Here is a 15818-nt window from a genome sequence, read left to right as displayed (position 1 = left end):
TCAAACCTCTTCCTCATTCTTTGCGTCGTCGAACCAACGCACGACGCCGTTAGCGCTGTGCGCCCGACTGACCAGGGCGGCGGCTTCGGCGGCGGATGCCGCCGCCATTTTGAGCAGCCCTGCAATGTGTCCATCGGGGCCCGCTGCGGGAACACCCTCCAAGCCGCGACCGTCCTCGCCGTTATAGTGCGTCCCGTCCACGACTGCCCCGTGCCAGGTAGCCAACTGCTCGTAAACCTGGACCAGCGCATCCTGAGCGGCTTGCAAGTCGCCGAGCAAGCCGTAGGACTCGGCGGGGTGCGGAACTGAGCGTGTGGAGTGCGCCAGCGTCCGCGCAACCTCGCTCAGCTCGTCCGCAATCTCGGCTTGTCGGTTCTCTGCGTTGATCGCCACGGTCTCTCCTATCGCCAGTTCTTCGGGGTGTCGGGCACGGTCTTGATGATCTGTCGGACGACTCCCGGTGATACCTTCCCGCCGTGCGGCGGGATCGAGAGTCGCTCTGTTCGGTCCGGGCTGACCCACAGAATGTGACTGCCGCTCTGGCGGGCTACGGTCCAGCCCGCCTCGCGCAGAAATCGTTCCACGTCCCGGTACTTCACTTCGTTGACCATGATATAAGTATAGTCCCCCTAGATCAAGTCTGTCTAGGGGGACTATGCGATATTTCAGGGTGCTTTATTGATCCGTGCCGTGTCCGGCTTCGGCGGGTGCAATGGGCTGAAAGTGGCTGTCTCCTTCGTCGTCGGCGGCGGCGTGCGCGTCGATCCACGTTGCGGCGGCGGTGTCTGCTCCGACTGCGCGGAGCATCCCGGCCAGTGCGTCAACTTCGGTACAGCTCATCCGAGGCCCGACGTCACCCGCGAAATCCCCGGCCGCGAATACCTCTGTGAAGGTCGCGGCCGCGTCGGTGTCAATCATGGTGGTGGTCATTTCTGGTGCTCCTGGTCTATCGGGTGGGCGCGGTGACGGTGCAGAGGTTGACGCGGCGGAGGATCGCTTGGGCGAGCTGGGTGGGGCTATAGATGTAATCGTGGAAGTGCCCGGCGACGTAGAGACTCTGGGGCAACGTCGCGCCGGTGATGGTGTCGCCCTCGGGGGTGAAGAGCACCAGGTCCTTTCGGTCGCTGTCGGTGCTGATGAGGTGCTGTGCGACGCGGTATCCGGCGGTGGTGTGGTCGCGGTGGGTGTTGATGCCGTCGCAGCTGTAGTGCACGACGCGGGGCATGTCTTCGCCGTCGAACGCGACGAGTGCTGATCCGTTGTCGTCGTAGCTGTCGGTCATGCTGTTGAAGCTGCGGCCCGTGTACTGGCGGGTGATCGCGCGCACGTCAGACTCGGTGGGGCCGTCGCTCCAGGAAACGCTCATCCAGGCTGACGCGCTTCCGGTGCTCATCCGGACGCTGAACTTCACGCCGGGAAATTCGTTCTTCAACGCCGTGCGAAGCAACTTGGCGGTGTCCTTGGTGCTGATGTATTCGGTCATGGTCTGTCTCCTTAGTTGCTGCGTGTGGCGTTGGTGATGGTGGTCTGGTTGGCCTGGATGGCTTCCCAATGGGCGAGCTGAACGCGGAGGTCAGCAATCCCGGCGAGCTGGGCGGCGGTGCGTTCGGCTAACACCTGAGGGGCCTCGGGCGCGTGGGGGGTAGCGAATCCTCCCCAGGTCAACATGCGTTCACGGGTGCGGATCGAGCGGGTGAGGTGTCGGATTTTCCACTCAACATCAACGGGAGCCGCTGCATTGTGGTGAGTCCTGATCTGTTCAAGCATTTTCTCTCCTCCAAATTTTTTTGCCTTTCGGCGGATTTCCGCCCTCATGGAGTGCTGTCGGGGTCAAGCCCCAAGGAGCGGTTGCAGGCCAAAGTTGTGGAGGAGCGCAGCGGGGCAGAAGTTTTGCCGAAACTGCGACGACGGCTTGACGCCGGCAGCGCGGAGTGAACAATTCCCCAGACGAAAAGCAACAAAGTTCACGTGCGCCGACCTGCGCACCGGGGCACCAAGACCACCGCTTTTCCTCAGCTCGAGTGCGGGGTTCGGTGGGGTCGGCTATCGTGCCGGCACGCCACTGACTCGTTGGGCGCTCCCCCGAACTGTGAGCGGCGCCTAGTCCCGTTACAGGTCGAGGGGCCACCGGCAAGCCCGTTCTGGCGTTGCCCCATATCATGCGGCCTGGTCCGCTTGGTCTAGCCCAGGAAGACTCACCTGCAGGCGGATAATGGAGGGTGAACTGGGACCTGGCACACCGCCCGCGAGACGCGAGCGAGTCAACGCCCGTCACCGTCGAAGCGCCAGACAGTTGGACTGCCGTCGAGCAGCTGCGCGCCGTGATCCCCACCGATCACCTGGTCATGTACGTGCGCCCCGCAAAATAACGGCCTGGCCGCCCCTCCCGCATTCCCTTAGATCCGAACTTATGTTCTAATTGGTTTATGGGTTCGGACGCTAAGTACCCCAATACCCCACACGCGCAACGATCCGTGCGGGCTGACACCCTCGAGCAGGCAGAACCGCCCCATGGGGCCGAGTTCGTACCACGCCCGTTTAGTCTGACTCCCGCCGAGCTAGGCGGACTGCCGGCCACTTTGGCCAGCGAACCCACCTCCGTACGCGCCTGGGTGAGATATCCCGCGATAGCTAGCCAGGTCCACGGTCTAGCGCTCGCGTGGACCCAGCGCGCGGTATATGTCGAGTGGGAGGATGGCGGCATTCACCGCGCTTGGGTCTGGGCTCCGGCTGTCGAGCGCTCAGCACCGAGCCCGCGCTCGACCGCGCCCGCTCCTACGCGGCCATCGGTGAATGTGATGACCGTGCGAGAAACACAGCCGCTAGTCGACCTAATCAATGCCCGTCTGTCCCAGATTGGTGCCGAGTTCGTGACAGCCATGGCCCGGCCCGCCGGCCCATTCAGTGCGGTCGTGTTTGGGTCCATCGAAGACCACGGCGTGCGCCTGGAATTCTTCACCGACCCCTCGACCAACATGTGCGCGGTGCACCTGTTCGACATGAACACGAAGAAGGTTCTTGCCGAGCGGGCGACAGCCCCCACCTTTCTCGAAGCGATCACGGCCTATCCCTGGGACATTGCGATGGACGCACTCGGCCCATCTGACCGAATCGACGAGGATCGAATCCTGTGAGCAAATAGGGCCCCTCGATGGCCGCCACCCGCTGCGGACACTGCGCGCCTGTGGGATTGCGAATCCGAGGTCGGGCACGATGCTCTCATGGAGAAAAATGCAGGCTCCGCCACACACCGTCGCCGCCCGCCGAAGGAACCTCAGTACGTCAAAAGCAATCGGTCCTTCACGAACTCTGCTTCAAGACTCTGTCCGCCCATTTGAAACCGCTTAAGCATCGCCCGCCCAACGTTGACCGCCGCCTCCCGCTCGAACAAGCCGGAAGGAAAGTCATGAAGCACTTCACGCAATCCGGTCTTTTTGGTCCCATCGATCGACATCAGCACCTGAACGCCGCGACCCTTCGCCTTGTCAATTGCCTCAACCAGGTCGTGAATCGAGAAGGCCTGGGCTCCATAGAGAATCTTCTGTGAATCCGAATAGGGCGGGTCGCAGTAAATGACATCTCCGCTCTTCGCAGCCTCGAATGACTCTCGGAAATCACGCTGGAAGAATTCAGTGCCAGTTACCCGGAAACCCCACTCCTTCACTCGCTTGGCAAATGACGCTGTGCTGACAGGCATGTGCACCCCACACGGAGTAGACATCGCTCCGTCCGAGGTTCGGAAGCGGATGACCCCGCCATAGCAAGCGCGGGTCAGGAAGACGAACGCCTCCCCCGAAGGGTTTGCGTTAAAAACAGCCAAAGCCTCCGCATACACATCCTTCTTGTCCTCGCCGCGGTCTAGGCGGTCACGATATGCCGCGTAGGAGGTAATCAACCGTTCAGGGTCGTTGCGAAGCATTTGCCAAATCTCCATTAAGGGCGGCAACACATCCGCGGCCTGCGCGCGAGCAGGGGCAAGTGTTCCCAAGACTCCACCAGAGCCGAGAAATGGCTCGTGATAGGCCTCCCAGGTCGGAGGGAAGAACGAAATGATCTCAGGTGCCATGCGCTGCTTATTGCCGATCCACTTCAACAGTTGAGTGTTGAACGGAACGATGGTGGGTTGGGGAAATTCGAGTGGCAATTCGATGGTCATCGTCTAACCGTACAATATCGAGTTTTCGGATATGCCCTCGACCGGCCGTAGCCTCAGCAAATGGGCCAACAGTCGGAACGAAGCCGGCACATCCATCTTGCGGCCATCTTCAAGCGAAAGCGCGAACGATCGGGCCTTAGTCAACAGCAGGTAGCAGAAAAACTCGGCGTCACTCAGTCATGGGTGTCCAACGTTGAGAAAGGCGCACGTCGCCTCGACCTGGTCGAGGGCAGCGCCCTCGCTAAGGCAATCGGGACCTCACTAATCGAAATAGTTGCGGAATGGGAAGGCACGGACCTTGAAAGCTGATACTCGCTGGCGGAACGAGGGAGATGACTTCTGGGCATACGTGCGCGTTCTATCTGAAAGCATCGGCTACACGGTCAGGGGCCAAGGCATTATCCGGACCTTCACCACGGCTCAAATAGTTGCGGGACTCGAATCATTAGGACGATCGACTGATGAAGTAGAACAGACTAACCTTGGTCAGCGCCTCGTGGAGTACTTCGACTATCGCGCGTACATGCTGAACGATTACGCCAAAGCCAGCCTGATGACCGCTCAGGAGGCACGCGAAACCTTCGAAAAGGTAGTCAACGACTACACCCACGCTTCGCGAGAGATCATCAAGAAGCAGAACGGCGAATTGCGCGCCGTTGCGATGGAGTACGACCTCTCTCACGGTGGAAGCGTGCGTGTGCCGATGAACAAACAGAAGGATGAGAAACGAACTCCGTCCTACCTCACGGGAATCGTGAACATCCTCGTTTCACACCACTTAGGAGGTCGGGCCTTCGACGCTGATCCTCGACAAATCCCGGTAGTAGATAAGGGCGGAAAGCTCCATGCAGCGATGTCCCGCCGAATGGACGGAGCCTACCCCTCGAGCGTCAATCCCGTCGCTCTCTGGGAACTCAAGGAGTATTACTACACAACAACCTTCGGATCCAAGATCTCCGACGCCGTTTACGTTTCACAACTAGACGGTTACGAACGGAACGCAATCAGGGCGTCATCGGGAATCGATGTCAAGTTGTATCTGATGGTCGATGCCTACGGAACCTGGTGGGAACAGGGCAAGTCCTACCTCTGCCGGCTGGTCGATATGCTCAATTACGGCACCGTGGATGAGCTGCTCATCGGGAGAGACTGTGTCAGCGAGCTGCCTCGCATAGTCGGCGAGTGGATAGCTACGCAAGAAACCACACAGCGTTTTCCGTAGCGGCCCTCGCGGCCGCGCTGTAAATGTTGTTAGGAAACCCTTCGATGTAACGATCAGCGCTGAAGTACGGCGGCCGTGTGCTCACTTCTCTACGATGCGAGTGTGACTGTGACTGTGGCATTGATAAAGCACTGGGGCGATGCGGAAATTCAAGGAATCTATGACTTCGAGAAAACCAAGTTTCCTGATAACGATTTCACGACAGCCGTTGTCATCCGCGGGATTTATCGATGGGGCTACTCGCGGGGGCCGAGCATGGCGACCGTGCGGGAATCGACTGCCACCAATATTTACTGCAACGATCAGCTCTTATCCAACTCATACAGAGCGCCGCAGCACCTGGTCGATTGGGACACGCCGCCTCGCGCCTTTTGGCTGTACGAGAGGAATGTATACGGTGCCGACGGACACGATCTGACAGCGGACGATGTGCGTGCCCTCATCAACGTCACCACGAATAAGCGCCGACTTTTTTTGGAGAAGGCGCATGCTCTTCAAGCAATGACCACTCAGCTAGACGATCGATCACGTCGCGAACGGATCCCGCAGCAGGTCAAGGTCGCCGTCTGGTAACGCGACCTAGGGCGATGCGTCGAGTGTGGCGACCAGAAGAACCTAGAGTTCGACCACGTGATTCCCATCGCCATGGGCGGATCTAACATGGAGCGAAATTTGCAGTTGCTCTGCGCGAACTGCAATAGGTCAAAAGGCGTCACGCTCGGTTAGAGCCAGAAAATGAATTGCATCGTAAACGCGCGCCTTAACCACTGCGGGCTATCTTTTGGCACATACCAAGACTTCTATAGATTCGGCTCAAGCTGTTCTACGAGATAGTCCACTTCTTCATCCATCCTTTGCATGGATGATTCACGAAGCAACGCTTCCTCCTCTTGTCGATGCAACTCGTCTGCTTGTTCTTCTTCCCATTCCGCTACGGCTTCGAGGAAGTGAGTAGAGGGCTGAAGCTCTTCAGTCTCGAACCCGTCTAGAACATCCATCTCTGCGTATTCGAGATGGAGGCTGCACACATAGCAATCAAATTCGTCTGGTGAAGCCGTTCTGTATCCGTCTCCCGGTTTGCTCCTATGAGAACGCACAAAATCCATGTCGAGCTCGTCGATGTACCTGAAAAGCTGACCGTCGTAGTCACATACAGGGCAAGGACGGACAGTGAAATCCTCACCGTTGTTCTCGATTGCAGACTTCGCCGATAGCACCTGCGCAACGCTAAGGAAGGCATCATCTCCCACTCGAATCTTCAGCGATTCGAGCTCACGGCGTGCTCCGGCGAATAGCGCTTCAATCCGAACCCGAAGTGCATCCTTTGATTCGACGAGAATGTGTTCAATCACAGGGATGTTATCGAGACCCCAAAAGGCCTCCGGCGTTTTTCCGATGATTGGCAGCAGATCATCCATAATTACTACCAAATCGGCGACCGCTGCCTCGAGCGCACCTTGCTCGATGTACCCAAGGTGCGCCGCACCGTTTCTCAAAGTGAAAACTGCCAGGCAGCGCTGAGTGGGTGCAACACCTCTATGAGCCTTGCGCACTATGTCAGCGGCTTCGTTGCCAGTTATGGTGCGAATGGAAGAAAGGGAAGTGGTCGGCATCGCATGACCGGCCAAGGCAAGCCTGGAATCCACCGCTCGGTCAGCCCCGATAAGCACGGCGCTAATTTCCGCAATTGCGCATTTGAGGGCCAGTTCAAGCGCAGTCCCCACGGCGATCGAAGCCCACATTCGTTCGCTGGGTTTCTGCGAAATGTACAACTCGATGGCGGCTTGTCCCGCGGTGCTTGCACCTTCCCAAAGATTCGAGGCTAAGTCATTACGGATTCTCTTGGGGCCTGTCCAAGGTCGCGCAGCCAGCGCCTTCTTGGAGAAGTCTGCGCGCGCCTCGATCGCAGCCTTGAGTTCTGGTTGATCAGCCATTTGGTCACCGTACTAGTCGCGGAGGTGTCCTGGCCGCCAGCTCATCGACGCATTCGCATACGGTCCCAAAGACTGTCCGATAGGGGATTGTCTACCGGCCACTCCCCCGGCGTGGCAACACTGTCATTTTCCGAAGCCGTCCGCGCAACGGCCATCGTGTTTTCGGGGTTGTGCAGGTGAGTGTGAACACTGGTTTTTCCTTACTCCTTTGCACAAAACGCCCGTTTGCCCCTACTCCTCTGCGCAACGCACGTTCAGGCAGCGGTGTCCCCGGCGCGCTTGATTGCCCGGTAGACCGTGGACCTGGCGACACTGAAGAGTTCAGCGATCTGCGCGGTGGTGTGTTCGCCGCGCTGGTAAACCTCGACCAAGTGCTTCTCCTGAACCGGAGACAACTTGGGCTGCTTGCCGCGGAGCCGACCGGCCGCTTTAGCGACCTGCATGCCTTCGCGGGTGCGAGCTCGTATGAGGTCGGCCTCGAATTCAGCAACCATCGCGAGCACGTTGAAGAGGAGCCTGCCGATCGGGTCGGTGGGGTCATGAACGGAACCACCGATACTGAGCTTCACTTCACACAGGGTGAGGTCGTCAACAATGTCTTTCGCGTCGCGAAGTGAACGTGCCAGCCGGTCGAGCTTGGTCACGACGAGAGTGTCACCGGCCCGGCAGGCAGCTAGCGCTTCGCGAAGACCTGGCCGGGCCCGATTCGTTCCGGTGAGGCCCTGATCGGTGAACGTCTTCTGCCGTGAGACACCGAGGGCGGCGAGGGCGTTCTTTTGGGCGGTGAGGTCTTGGTCGTTGGTGGATACGCGCGCGTAGCCGATAAGCATGCTGGTCATGCTTCAGGAGTGTACCGTTTAGCCCCCCTTCACCGGGCATTTTCTCGGGCGGGGTATACGGGAATCGGGCGCTCCCGGAACGACGCGGATCACCGTCGGCGCTTCGTGAGCGTTTGAGTGTCCCGGTGGCCGTCCGGCTTACGGGCACCATGGCCGTTCGGCAGTGCCACGATCTAGATTCGTCTATGCTGCTCAACCTGAAGTGGACCGTCGCACAGCTTTCCTCTCCGGAGGCCATGCGACGGTCGGCAGAAGCTCCAGCTGCTAGATCGTCGTCAAGGTGAAGGTGATATCCACCGACACAGTGGCTGGCAGTTCGATGGATTCCGGTCTTATCCGATCCAGCTCGGAGCCGGAACCAGATGGCCTGCTGGTTGTCATTCTGATTCGCCGCTTGATGTACCGCCCGTTGGCGCCGAGTCGACCACAGACGTCGTGACGCTTGACCAGCTCCACACATCTCCGGCGCCAATGCTCGATTCGGGGATTGCACTAGTGGCGACCGTTCGCTCCCCGATCAGAGTTCCAGTATCGGGATCGATGATGATCTCATCCCTCATTCCGTTCACCCCCTCGAGTCGGCCTATCGCCGTTCCCGTAGTGCCGTCGAGAGTGGCCTGATCGTCGGTGATCGTGACTCCGGGAATCATCGCGGCTGCGCGAAGCAGCGCGGCGCGAAGATCGGCCGGTGCTGTGCCCTGACGGAGGGTGTCGGCGATGAAGACAAGGGCCTCTCCATCCGGGGAGGAGCCTGCGCCGAGGGTGGTCAAGTAAATGTGGTTGAGAAGCCGGTAGGGATCTCGTGGCATCGAGTCGAAGTCACCCCACTGACTGTCTACCGAAATGCCGTAGAACGCACCACCGGCTGCGGCCAAGAGCATCGGTTCGGCCGCAGGGCCGCTCGTCGGATGACTGCGGGCGACCATCGCCTCACCCCCAGGGGTGAGGACATCGACGACGCTGATCGGGTTGCGTTGCCACACCCACTCGCCGTCCCTGTCCGCGGGGACGTAAAGGTCGCTCGACTCCGAGATCGTGTAAGCGATCACCGGGCCATCCTGCTCCTGCCCATCGGTCACATGGACATTCTCGCTCTCGACGAGCAAGTACTGGCCAGCGCTGACCTGGGGATCTTGAAACGAGATGGCCGCGGTTGCCGCACGTTCCAAGACCGCGGCGGCTGCTGAGTCCGCGCCGCCGCGCCATCCACCGAGTCCGACGATGTTGGTAGCTACCAGCGCACCGGCGATACCGAATGCCACCAAGGCGCTCAGCCCCCCGACACGGCGACGCGACTTGACGGATCGCGGTGCTGGCCCGGGGTTGTTGATCTGAGAAAAGAGCGCGGCGCGTCCCCGGGTCAACGACTCCTGGGTCGGCGTCTTATTTTCATGCAGTCTCTGCAACAACGTCAGTTCGTCCATGGTCCACCTCCTGTTCCGGGCGCGAGGCCCGGTGGCTTGCCCTGCGCAGCGTATGCCGTGCACGGTTCAGACGTGAGCGAACAGTCCCCATCGGGATCCCGAGTGCTTCCGCGACACCGGCGTAGTCAAGGTCCGACCACGCATAGAGCAGCAGGGCATCCCGGTCCCGAGCGGGCATCTTCCGCAATGCCGCAGCGATCTCCTTGACCGCGATCTCCGCATCGATTCGCGTCCCGACCGCGGCGATGGCGTCGAACGGGACCGCCGCTGCGCCGTCGGCGACGAGACCTTTCCATGCGCGTGCTTCGACTCGGGCATGCTTGCGAATCAGCGTTGTTGCAATTCCGAATAGCCAGGGCCGGGCGTCCACGACGGAGAGGTCGAACGATGCTCGACGGTTGAAGGCCACGAGGAACGTTTCGGACATAATGTCGTCTGCATGGCTGTGTCCAACCCGACCGATGGCGTACCGGAATACTGCCGGCGCGTGTCGGTCGTAGACTTCGGCAAAGACCGCAGGGGTCCCCACCGACTTTCGGATGGTCTCGTTATCGTCGCTCACAAACGTATTGCTCATTCCCCAACTAATAGTTCACGACAATATCCCGACTCATTCAGCACGGCCGCAATACGGAATCGCCTTACGGGCATCAACGCAGTCCGCGCCAGTACTCAGTCTCCTTGGCCGGCGAACCAACACGTGCACGCTGACGGACCGGATCAGGCGCCGCGAGGGTGTCATTTATCGCTGCGAGAACATGGCTAATCATCGATGCAACTCACAATCGACGAGCCACTCGGAACACACCGTGGCGGAACCGTCCCGCAGGGGGTTCCCCTGTGACACAACGTCGGCGCACTCGGCGGCCAGGTGGTTTGACCCTAGATCTGTCGCGCTCGACGTCCCGCTGTCGAACACGCCAATGTGTCACTTCATCTGTCAGGTAACACGTAGGCTCACGAGTATGGCTCCTCGTCCTCGTTGGTGGCATACCCTGCAGTCGTCGAAGGCAGAGGTGCTGCTAGCCGTCGATCTCTACAACCGCTCGGGCAACGAGCGCCAGCTAGAAGCCTTCATCGTCCATATGAACCTTGGGTGGACCAAGCTCCTCCAGGCGCGAACAGAGGAATCGGGCGGCGACCTGATTGTCAAAAATGAGCGTGGGTGGCGAAGGAAGCACCCCGAGGGCGGCTACTTATACAAGCCACTGCGCGAGCTGCTTGCGGAGCAGTTCATCGATTCCGATCCACGCCGGAACAACATCATCTTCTTCCTCGGGCTGCGCAACCAGATTGAGCACCGGCACGAGGCAAAGGTGGCTGCGCTCGTCGCGGGTCGGACGCAAGCTCTCCTCATCAACTACGAGCAAACCTTGGTCGAATGGTTTGGACACAACGAAGCTCTCGGCTCCGAGCTGCGCTTCCCGCTCTTCGTCTCATCGATCACCGAGGACGCCGTCGAGGCAGTTAAGATCGTTCGGGCCCAGGTACCTAGAGGCGTCCTCGATTGGGTCCAGGATTTCGACGCTTCCCTTGAACCCGGCCTGAGCGCAGATCAGCGTTTCGACTTCCGCATCTACCTAATTCCTCATACCGGTCCTAAGAGTGAAGCTGACGCTGCCATGTCATTCATCCGCGAGGACGATCTCACAGAGGAGCAGCGCGCGGCTGTTGAGCATGTGCGGACGATTATTCGGGAGAAGCATGTTCCCGTCGAGGACTTGAATAGGTTCAAGTTTGGCGAGGTTGTCGATAAGGTGGCCGCTCGTCTTGATGTATCTTTCAACGGCTACATGCACACCCAGGCGTGGAAGTACTTCGCCGCACGACCGCAGACAAACGCCACCGACCCCGCTGCGACCAAGCCGCAGTTTTGCGTCTATAACTCCACTTTCGAGCAGTACACGTACACACCAGCCTGGGTTGAGTACCTCGTCAGGCACCTGTCCGATCCTGCTGAGTACGCGTTAGTGCGTGCTTGGCGACCCTCGGTGCCGCATGGCGCCACCGTGATTGCTCCGGTATCGACGCCCGCCGCGATACCGACTTAGGGAGAAGTCTTCGAGCGAAACCGCCCGTCGGTCCCTATCCGGTAGCGGATCGTCCGACGGGACGCGATTCGACCCAGAAGAGGCCTTGGCGCTAGTCCTCAACGAATCGCGCTAGGAGGGGGGCGGGGTCTAGACCTCGCCCCCCTCGAGCTACCAGGGCTCGATTGTGATGGTGATTCCGGATACAGTGATTTTGACAGTGATGCGGAAGCCTGTATTCATCGGGTCCTCCCTTCTCTTAGAGATCTCCCCTTCTGGTCTTGGCGGACGAGGGGGCATCTGGCTCTGAGAACAGAGTCGCCTAGAAACACCCGAGCAGCAAACGAAGCAGCCCACGGGCTAACCGAAGCGTACCGGCATCTTGGGCCGGGTCGGAGGCTGTTTCTTCCGGGGCATCACGACGGCCTCACCGCAGACAGAATGCGATTCGAGCGGTATCTTAAAGGGAAGTATTGCTAGAACCCCAAGAATCCCCAAGTACCCCCGGACCCCACGTCTCTCCGCTGAGGTCGTCAACTTCTTCCTCGGAGCAACCATGGACGTTCCCTCAGTAGCCCTCGTAGCACTCGCACGCGCGACCGACAGGTCTAAGCGCGTCAGCAGCGTCAACTTCCCAATCACCTACGTCAAGCGAGGCGACTCCACTCCGACCGCTGCGTGGCTCGTGCAATCGCACGAGCTGCGCCTAAAGATGCACATGACGCTCGTGATGCAGGCGGCGAAGGCTCCATACACGCTTCCAGATCGCCCAACACAATCCTTGGCGCGCTGGCTCAACCTGCCGCCAGACACCGGCCCGCGGCGAGCAAACGACGCGAAGAAGTGGCTACAGGAGAAGAAGCTCATCACTCCGACTCTCTTACCCGACGGCAAGGCCGGTCTTCTCTTGCTCCACCCCGACGGCTCAGGCGACGGCTGGGAGGGCAACGGCGCTCGATGGGTCGGTGTGCCGTTCACCCTGTGGACGAACGCGTGGATACTCCGCCTGAACGGTAGAGCCGTCGCCGTACTAATGGCCCTTCTCGAACTCAACGGCGGCTCTAAGCATCCCGATGGGGAGTGGATGGATGGCCACCGCAAGAAGCAATACGGTCTCTCAGATGACACCTGGACGAGCGCGACCCGGGAACTAGAGCATTTCGGGCTTCTTCGGACTACAGACGGCTACTGGGGAGACGACGACTACGAGATTCGTAAACGCAAGCGGTATTTCGTCATCCGCGAAGCACTCGACATAGCACCCGATTGGACCATGCCGGACACTACCTGACGCTTTGACACGTCCGATAGCCGTTACCCTTACGGGCATCCAGTGACGGTCAATTTTGGTCTAGACGAGCTGTGCAGACGAGTGCGGATATTTGTGCAGGCGAGTACGGAAAATGACACCAGTCCGAGTCGGAGCGCTAGTTGACGTCGCGTCTCATAGACGCCCACCCTGCCCGATAGGGGATCGTCTAGCGACCACGCCCCCGGCCCGGCGACACGCCCGGATTGGCGCAGCGGCGGGGTGCCCGGTAGAACCGCCCGAAATAGGGCCCGGTGATCGGGGGGGGCTATGTGAGACTGCCGGCATGACGGAAATGTTCATCGGTTATGCCCGGGTCTCGACGGACGCTCAGGACCTCACAGCGCAGAGGAACGCCCTCACGGGCCTGGGTGTCGCTGCGGAGCGCGTGTACGTCGATCAGGGCCGCTCGGCCACAACAGTCACCGGCCGGGCCTGGCGCGCGCCCTCGCCGCCTGCAGGGCCGGCGACACCCTCGTAGTGACCAAGCTCGATCGGCTCACCCGGTCGGTGCCGGATGCGCGCGACATATCGGCCGAGCTGGCAGCGGCCGGCGTGCGACTATCTTTCGGTGGCAGCGTGCACGATCCCACCGACCCGATAGGCCGGCTACTGTTCAACGCCCTGGCCATGGTCGCTGAGTTCGAATCAGACCTCATCCGGGCCCGCACCCGTGAGGGCATGGCGGTAGCCCGAGAAAAGGGCCGGCTACGCGGGCGCAGCCCGAAGCTCTCCCCCGCCCAGGAAAAGCACCTGGTGGAATTGCACGCCGCGGGGAATCACTCGAGTGCAGAGCTAGCGGAGCTTTTCACTGTCGGTCGGGCCACGGTCTAGCGCGCCGTCGAACGACACCGGAGAGCTGCCAACGCTGTTAGCTAGGGCTATTTCCCGTAGAAGTCAGCGTCGATATAAGCCTTCGCTGAGTGTGAATCGCGATTGGGATCGCGCCATGTGACTGTGAAAGTCACCCCATGCCGCGAACCGAGGAACAGGACTTCACCGCTAAAGTTCTGGCTTATGGCGAATCGACCTGGCCAAGTTTTGGTCCCGTCGAAACGAAACTCCTGGTGATGTGCGCTGATCTGCACATAGGAAGTGCCTATCGACCAGTGCGTGTCCTCAAGAGTAAAATTGTTGGCTTCCTCGTTGAACTTAACCGTCCAATTCGGCTCCACGTCTACGTCTGCGCGCGCTGCTTCCATTTCAACTCGCACTTCCTCTCGACCCCGTTCGAACGCTTGCTCGACTGCCGCCTGAGTATCCGCATGCGTGGCGGCCTGCCGCGTGGTGGTGGTTACCCGAAGTGTGCGCAGGAGCCCAAATTGGCGACCAACAAAGCTAAAGACTCTGGTCCTCAGGGGCCCCGCTGCGGTGATGACGGCAGTCAGTATGAGCAGAGTGACACTCGCCGCCACTTGCGCCCCGTAGTCAGCGAAGAACGGTCCTAGTGTCATATTCCTGACTGTACTGGGCGGATCAGCGGGCCCTCTCCTGGACTAGAGCCCAGCGTGCTGGGCAATCTTGTCGGGCCGAAAGCCTGACCAGTGATCGTGTTCATCGACCACAACCACCGGGGCTTGGCTGTAGCCGAGTTCCTGCGTGACGTACTCCAACGCGGCATCACTGCCGGTGAGGTCTACCACCTGGTAGTCGATCCCTTGGCCGTCGAGAGCGCGGTAGGTCGCGGTGCACTGCACGCAATTCGGCTTGCTGTATACGGTCATCATGCTGGGCGCCCCTCACGAGATGAGCTAGCAAGTGCTAGCAGTTGCTAGCGTTCGCTATCGTTTTTCGATCTGGTCGAGTCCGATTTTCAGGGCCTCGATCATCAGATGCTGCAGGGAGTATCGCTCCCGCTTTGAATAGTCGATGAGGCGGTCGCGCAAGTCCTCGTCAGTCCATCGGACCAGGCTGGACTTCGGGCGCTGATCCTCCCCCGCGGCTACCGGACTCGGCTTAGTGACCTTTGTTGCCTTAGCCGGCGCTGGCGTGGCCGCGTCATCCGATCGCGCCTCTGCAGCGGCACCGAACGCGGCGATAGCGTTGGGGTCTGGCTTCTTGTTTCGTGCAATCGCCATTATGCGTATACCTCCGCTACTAGTTCCTGAATTTCGGCGCGGGCTTTCTTGCCTGACGCGCCTGGTACTTCCAGCACTCCACGACCGTCCGCGAGGGAATCACGGTAGGCCTTGCGCAGATAGAGGGCTGTTTCGAGGGGCTTTACCTGGGGGAACTCGACCAGGTACTCAGCAACGTCTACCGTCTCGGTTTCGTTGTGGTTCGTGGGGGCTTGGTTCAACAGGCTCCGGACGCTTAGCGCCGGGTTGAAGTCATGGGCAGTGTCAATGACAGCCGTGAACTCCTCCAACGTCTCCACGTCGAGCTGGCTGGGGCGCAGAACCACGATCATCAGGTCAGCGGCAGTCATAGCCGTCCGCATCTCTTGGTTGTCGTCGCCGGCAGCATCCACGATCACATGGTCATAGTGCTTGGCCAGGTCGGTGACCATGGCGTAAACGTTGCCCTGCTTCTCAACGAGTGTCATCGAGGGCGTGTGCCCTGCGTCCACCCGCCGTGCGTGCCACTTGGCCGAGCTGCGCTGCTTGTCCGCGTCCACGACGACAACACTTGCACCCGCTGCAGCCAAACTCACCGAAACGTTAATGGCAGCAGTCGTTTTTCCCGCGCCACCCTTCGTGCCTCCAAAGAGAGTGATGAATCCCATTCCGTACCCTTCTGCTATCGGCCGCAGGTGATAGCAACTGCTATTACCTGATAGTGCCAGCTTGCAAAGCATATCGTGTACTAGCTAGTGCTAGCACAATATATCGCGTGCTAGTTGTTGCTAGCACTTAATAGCTAATACCATTAGCTGCTAGCACTTGATAGCACTTGATAGCACTT

General features: G+C 59.8%; 21 protein-coding genes and 2 pseudogenes. 9 read left to right on the top strand and 14 right to left on the bottom strand.

The window, feature by feature from the left end; all coding sequences use genetic code 11:
• From CXY75_RS01385 to CXY75_RS01365, 5 genes are all read right to left on the bottom strand, one after another.
• Complete coding sequence (locus CXY75_RS01385) at positions 1–393, bottom strand: hypothetical protein (protein WP_104081089.1); 393 nt, start codon at positions 391–393, stop codon at positions 1–3.
• A gap of 8 nt (positions 394–401) precedes the next feature.
• Positions 402–611 carry a type II toxin-antitoxin system HicA family toxin gene (locus tag CXY75_RS01380; RefSeq protein ID WP_104081088.1) on the bottom strand — a complete coding sequence of 70 codons (210 nt, stop codon included), beginning with the start codon at positions 609–611 and terminating at the stop codon, positions 402–404.
• A 64-nt stretch (positions 612–675) separates the two neighbouring features.
• Complete coding sequence (locus CXY75_RS01375; protein ID WP_104081087.1) at positions 676–930, bottom strand: hypothetical protein; 255 nt, start codon at positions 928–930, stop codon at positions 676–678.
• Between the two features lie 16 nt (positions 931–946).
• Positions 947–1483: an LPD29 domain-containing protein gene (locus CXY75_RS01370; RefSeq protein WP_104081086.1), complete on the bottom strand. Its 537-nt coding sequence runs from the start codon at positions 1481–1483 to the stop codon at positions 947–949.
• A gap of 11 nt (positions 1484–1494) precedes the next feature.
• On the bottom strand, positions 1495–1767 hold the full coding sequence (locus CXY75_RS01365; RefSeq protein ID WP_104081085.1) for a hypothetical protein: 273 nt from the start codon (positions 1765–1767) through the stop codon (positions 1495–1497).
• 452 nt (positions 1768–2219) lie between these two features.
• Here CXY75_RS01365 and CXY75_RS19975 point away from each other — a divergent pair, with 452 nt between their 5' ends.
• Together CXY75_RS19975 and CXY75_RS19345 are read left to right on the top strand one after the other, a co-directional pair.
• Entirely contained in the window at positions 2220–2369 is a 150-nt protein-coding gene (locus CXY75_RS19975) for a hypothetical protein (RefSeq protein WP_199182325.1), read from the top strand.
• Positions 2370–2426: 57 nt separating this feature from the next.
• Positions 2427–3134, top strand: coding sequence for a hypothetical protein (locus CXY75_RS19345; RefSeq protein ID WP_146069315.1), 708 nt, complete (start codon positions 2427–2429; stop codon positions 3132–3134).
• 140 nt (positions 3135–3274) lie between these two features.
• Here the strand turns inward: CXY75_RS19345 and CXY75_RS01355 are convergent, their stop codons facing one another.
• Positions 3275–4156 (bottom strand): DNA adenine methylase, encoded by an 882-nt coding sequence (locus tag CXY75_RS01355; protein ID WP_104081083.1) that lies wholly within the window; start codon positions 4154–4156, stop codon positions 3275–3277.
• A gap of 60 nt (positions 4157–4216) precedes the next feature.
• Here CXY75_RS01355 and CXY75_RS01350 point away from each other — a divergent pair, with 60 nt between their 5' ends.
• The 4 genes and pseudogenes from CXY75_RS01350 to CXY75_RS20890 form a co-directional block, all read left to right on the top strand.
• Positions 4217–4465 carry a helix-turn-helix domain-containing protein gene (locus CXY75_RS01350; protein ID WP_104081082.1) on the top strand — a complete coding sequence of 83 codons (249 nt, stop codon included), beginning with the start codon at positions 4217–4219 and terminating at the stop codon, positions 4463–4465.
• Positions 4455–5378 carry a hypothetical protein gene (locus CXY75_RS01345; protein ID WP_146069314.1) on the top strand — a complete coding sequence of 308 codons (924 nt, stop codon included), beginning with the start codon at positions 4455–4457 and terminating at the stop codon, positions 5376–5378. The genes CXY75_RS01350 and CXY75_RS01345 overlap by 11 nt, the downstream gene beginning before the upstream one ends.
• A 102-nt stretch (positions 5379–5480) precedes the next feature.
• The gene (locus tag CXY75_RS19970; RefSeq protein ID WP_199182324.1) at positions 5481–5951 is read left to right on the top strand and encodes a hypothetical protein; all 471 of its coding nucleotides are present in this window, start codon (positions 5481–5483) and stop codon (positions 5949–5951) included.
• 27 nt (positions 5952–5978) lie between these two features.
• Positions 5979–6104: pseudogene (locus tag CXY75_RS20890) on the top strand (HNH endonuclease); the annotation flags it as partial.
• A gap of 74 nt (positions 6105–6178) precedes the next feature.
• Here CXY75_RS20890 and CXY75_RS01335 read toward each other — a convergent pair.
• From CXY75_RS01335 to CXY75_RS01320, 4 genes are all read right to left on the bottom strand, one after another.
• On the bottom strand, positions 6179–7312 hold the full coding sequence (locus tag CXY75_RS01335; protein WP_104081080.1) for a hypothetical protein: 1134 nt from the start codon (positions 7310–7312) through the stop codon (positions 6179–6181).
• Between the two features lie 254 nt (positions 7313–7566).
• Positions 7567–8151: a recombinase family protein gene (locus CXY75_RS01330; RefSeq protein WP_104081079.1), complete on the bottom strand. Its 585-nt coding sequence runs from the start codon at positions 8149–8151 to the stop codon at positions 7567–7569.
• A 377-nt stretch (positions 8152–8528) separates the two neighbouring features.
• Positions 8529–9575, bottom strand: a complete 1047-nt coding sequence (locus CXY75_RS01325; RefSeq protein ID WP_104081078.1) for a CU044_5270 family protein — start codon at positions 9573–9575, stop codon at positions 8529–8531.
• Positions 9541–10152 (bottom strand): RNA polymerase sigma factor, encoded by a 612-nt coding sequence (locus CXY75_RS01320; RefSeq protein WP_104081077.1) that lies wholly within the window; start codon positions 10150–10152, stop codon positions 9541–9543. Before CXY75_RS01320 ends, CXY75_RS01325 begins: the two co-directional genes overlap by 35 nt.
• Positions 10153–10540: 388 nt before the next feature.
• Between CXY75_RS01320 and CXY75_RS01315 the strand changes: the two genes are divergently transcribed.
• The 3 genes and pseudogenes from CXY75_RS01315 (at position 10541) to CXY75_RS01305 (ending at position 13748) form a co-directional block, all read left to right on the top strand.
• Positions 10541–11626 (top strand): DUF3644 domain-containing protein, encoded by a 1086-nt coding sequence (locus tag CXY75_RS01315; RefSeq protein WP_158251082.1) that lies wholly within the window; start codon positions 10541–10543, stop codon positions 11624–11626.
• 535 nt (positions 11627–12161) lie between these two features.
• Positions 12162–12896 carry a hypothetical protein gene (locus tag CXY75_RS01310; protein ID WP_104081075.1) on the top strand — a complete coding sequence of 245 codons (735 nt, stop codon included), beginning with the start codon at positions 12162–12164 and terminating at the stop codon, positions 12894–12896.
• Between the two features lie 304 nt (positions 12897–13200).
• A pseudogene (locus tag CXY75_RS01305) lies at positions 13201–13748 on the top strand (recombinase family protein).
• A gap of 47 nt (positions 13749–13795) precedes the next feature.
• Here CXY75_RS01305 and CXY75_RS01300 read toward each other — a convergent pair.
• From CXY75_RS01300 to CXY75_RS01285, 4 genes are read right to left on the bottom strand one after another with little or no spacing between them, the layout of a single operon-like run.
• Positions 13796–14368: a hypothetical protein gene (locus CXY75_RS01300; protein WP_104081074.1), complete on the bottom strand. Its 573-nt coding sequence runs from the start codon at positions 14366–14368 to the stop codon at positions 13796–13798.
• 42 nt (positions 14369–14410) lie between these two features.
• Complete coding sequence (nrdH, locus tag CXY75_RS01295) at positions 14411–14641, bottom strand: glutaredoxin-like protein NrdH (RefSeq protein WP_104081073.1); 231 nt, start codon at positions 14639–14641, stop codon at positions 14411–14413.
• A gap of 54 nt (positions 14642–14695) precedes the next feature.
• A complete protein-coding gene (locus CXY75_RS01290) occupies positions 14696–14992 on the bottom strand; it encodes a hypothetical protein (RefSeq protein ID WP_104081072.1) in 297 nt (98 codons plus the stop codon).
• Positions 14992–15639: an AAA family ATPase gene (locus CXY75_RS01285; RefSeq protein ID WP_104081071.1), complete on the bottom strand. Its 648-nt coding sequence runs from the start codon at positions 15637–15639 to the stop codon at positions 14992–14994. Before CXY75_RS01285 ends, CXY75_RS01290 begins: the two co-directional genes overlap by 1 nt.
• Between the last annotated feature and the right edge of the window lie 179 nt (positions 15640–15818).

Origin of the sequence: Cryobacterium sp. Y11 (genome assembly GCF_002929535.1) — a bacterium.
Taxonomy (GTDB): Bacteria; Actinomycetota; Actinomycetes; order Actinomycetales; family Microbacteriaceae; genus Cryobacterium.
The sequence above is the reverse complement of the archived record's forward strand: the minus strand, read 5'-3'. Positions and strand labels throughout refer to the sequence as shown.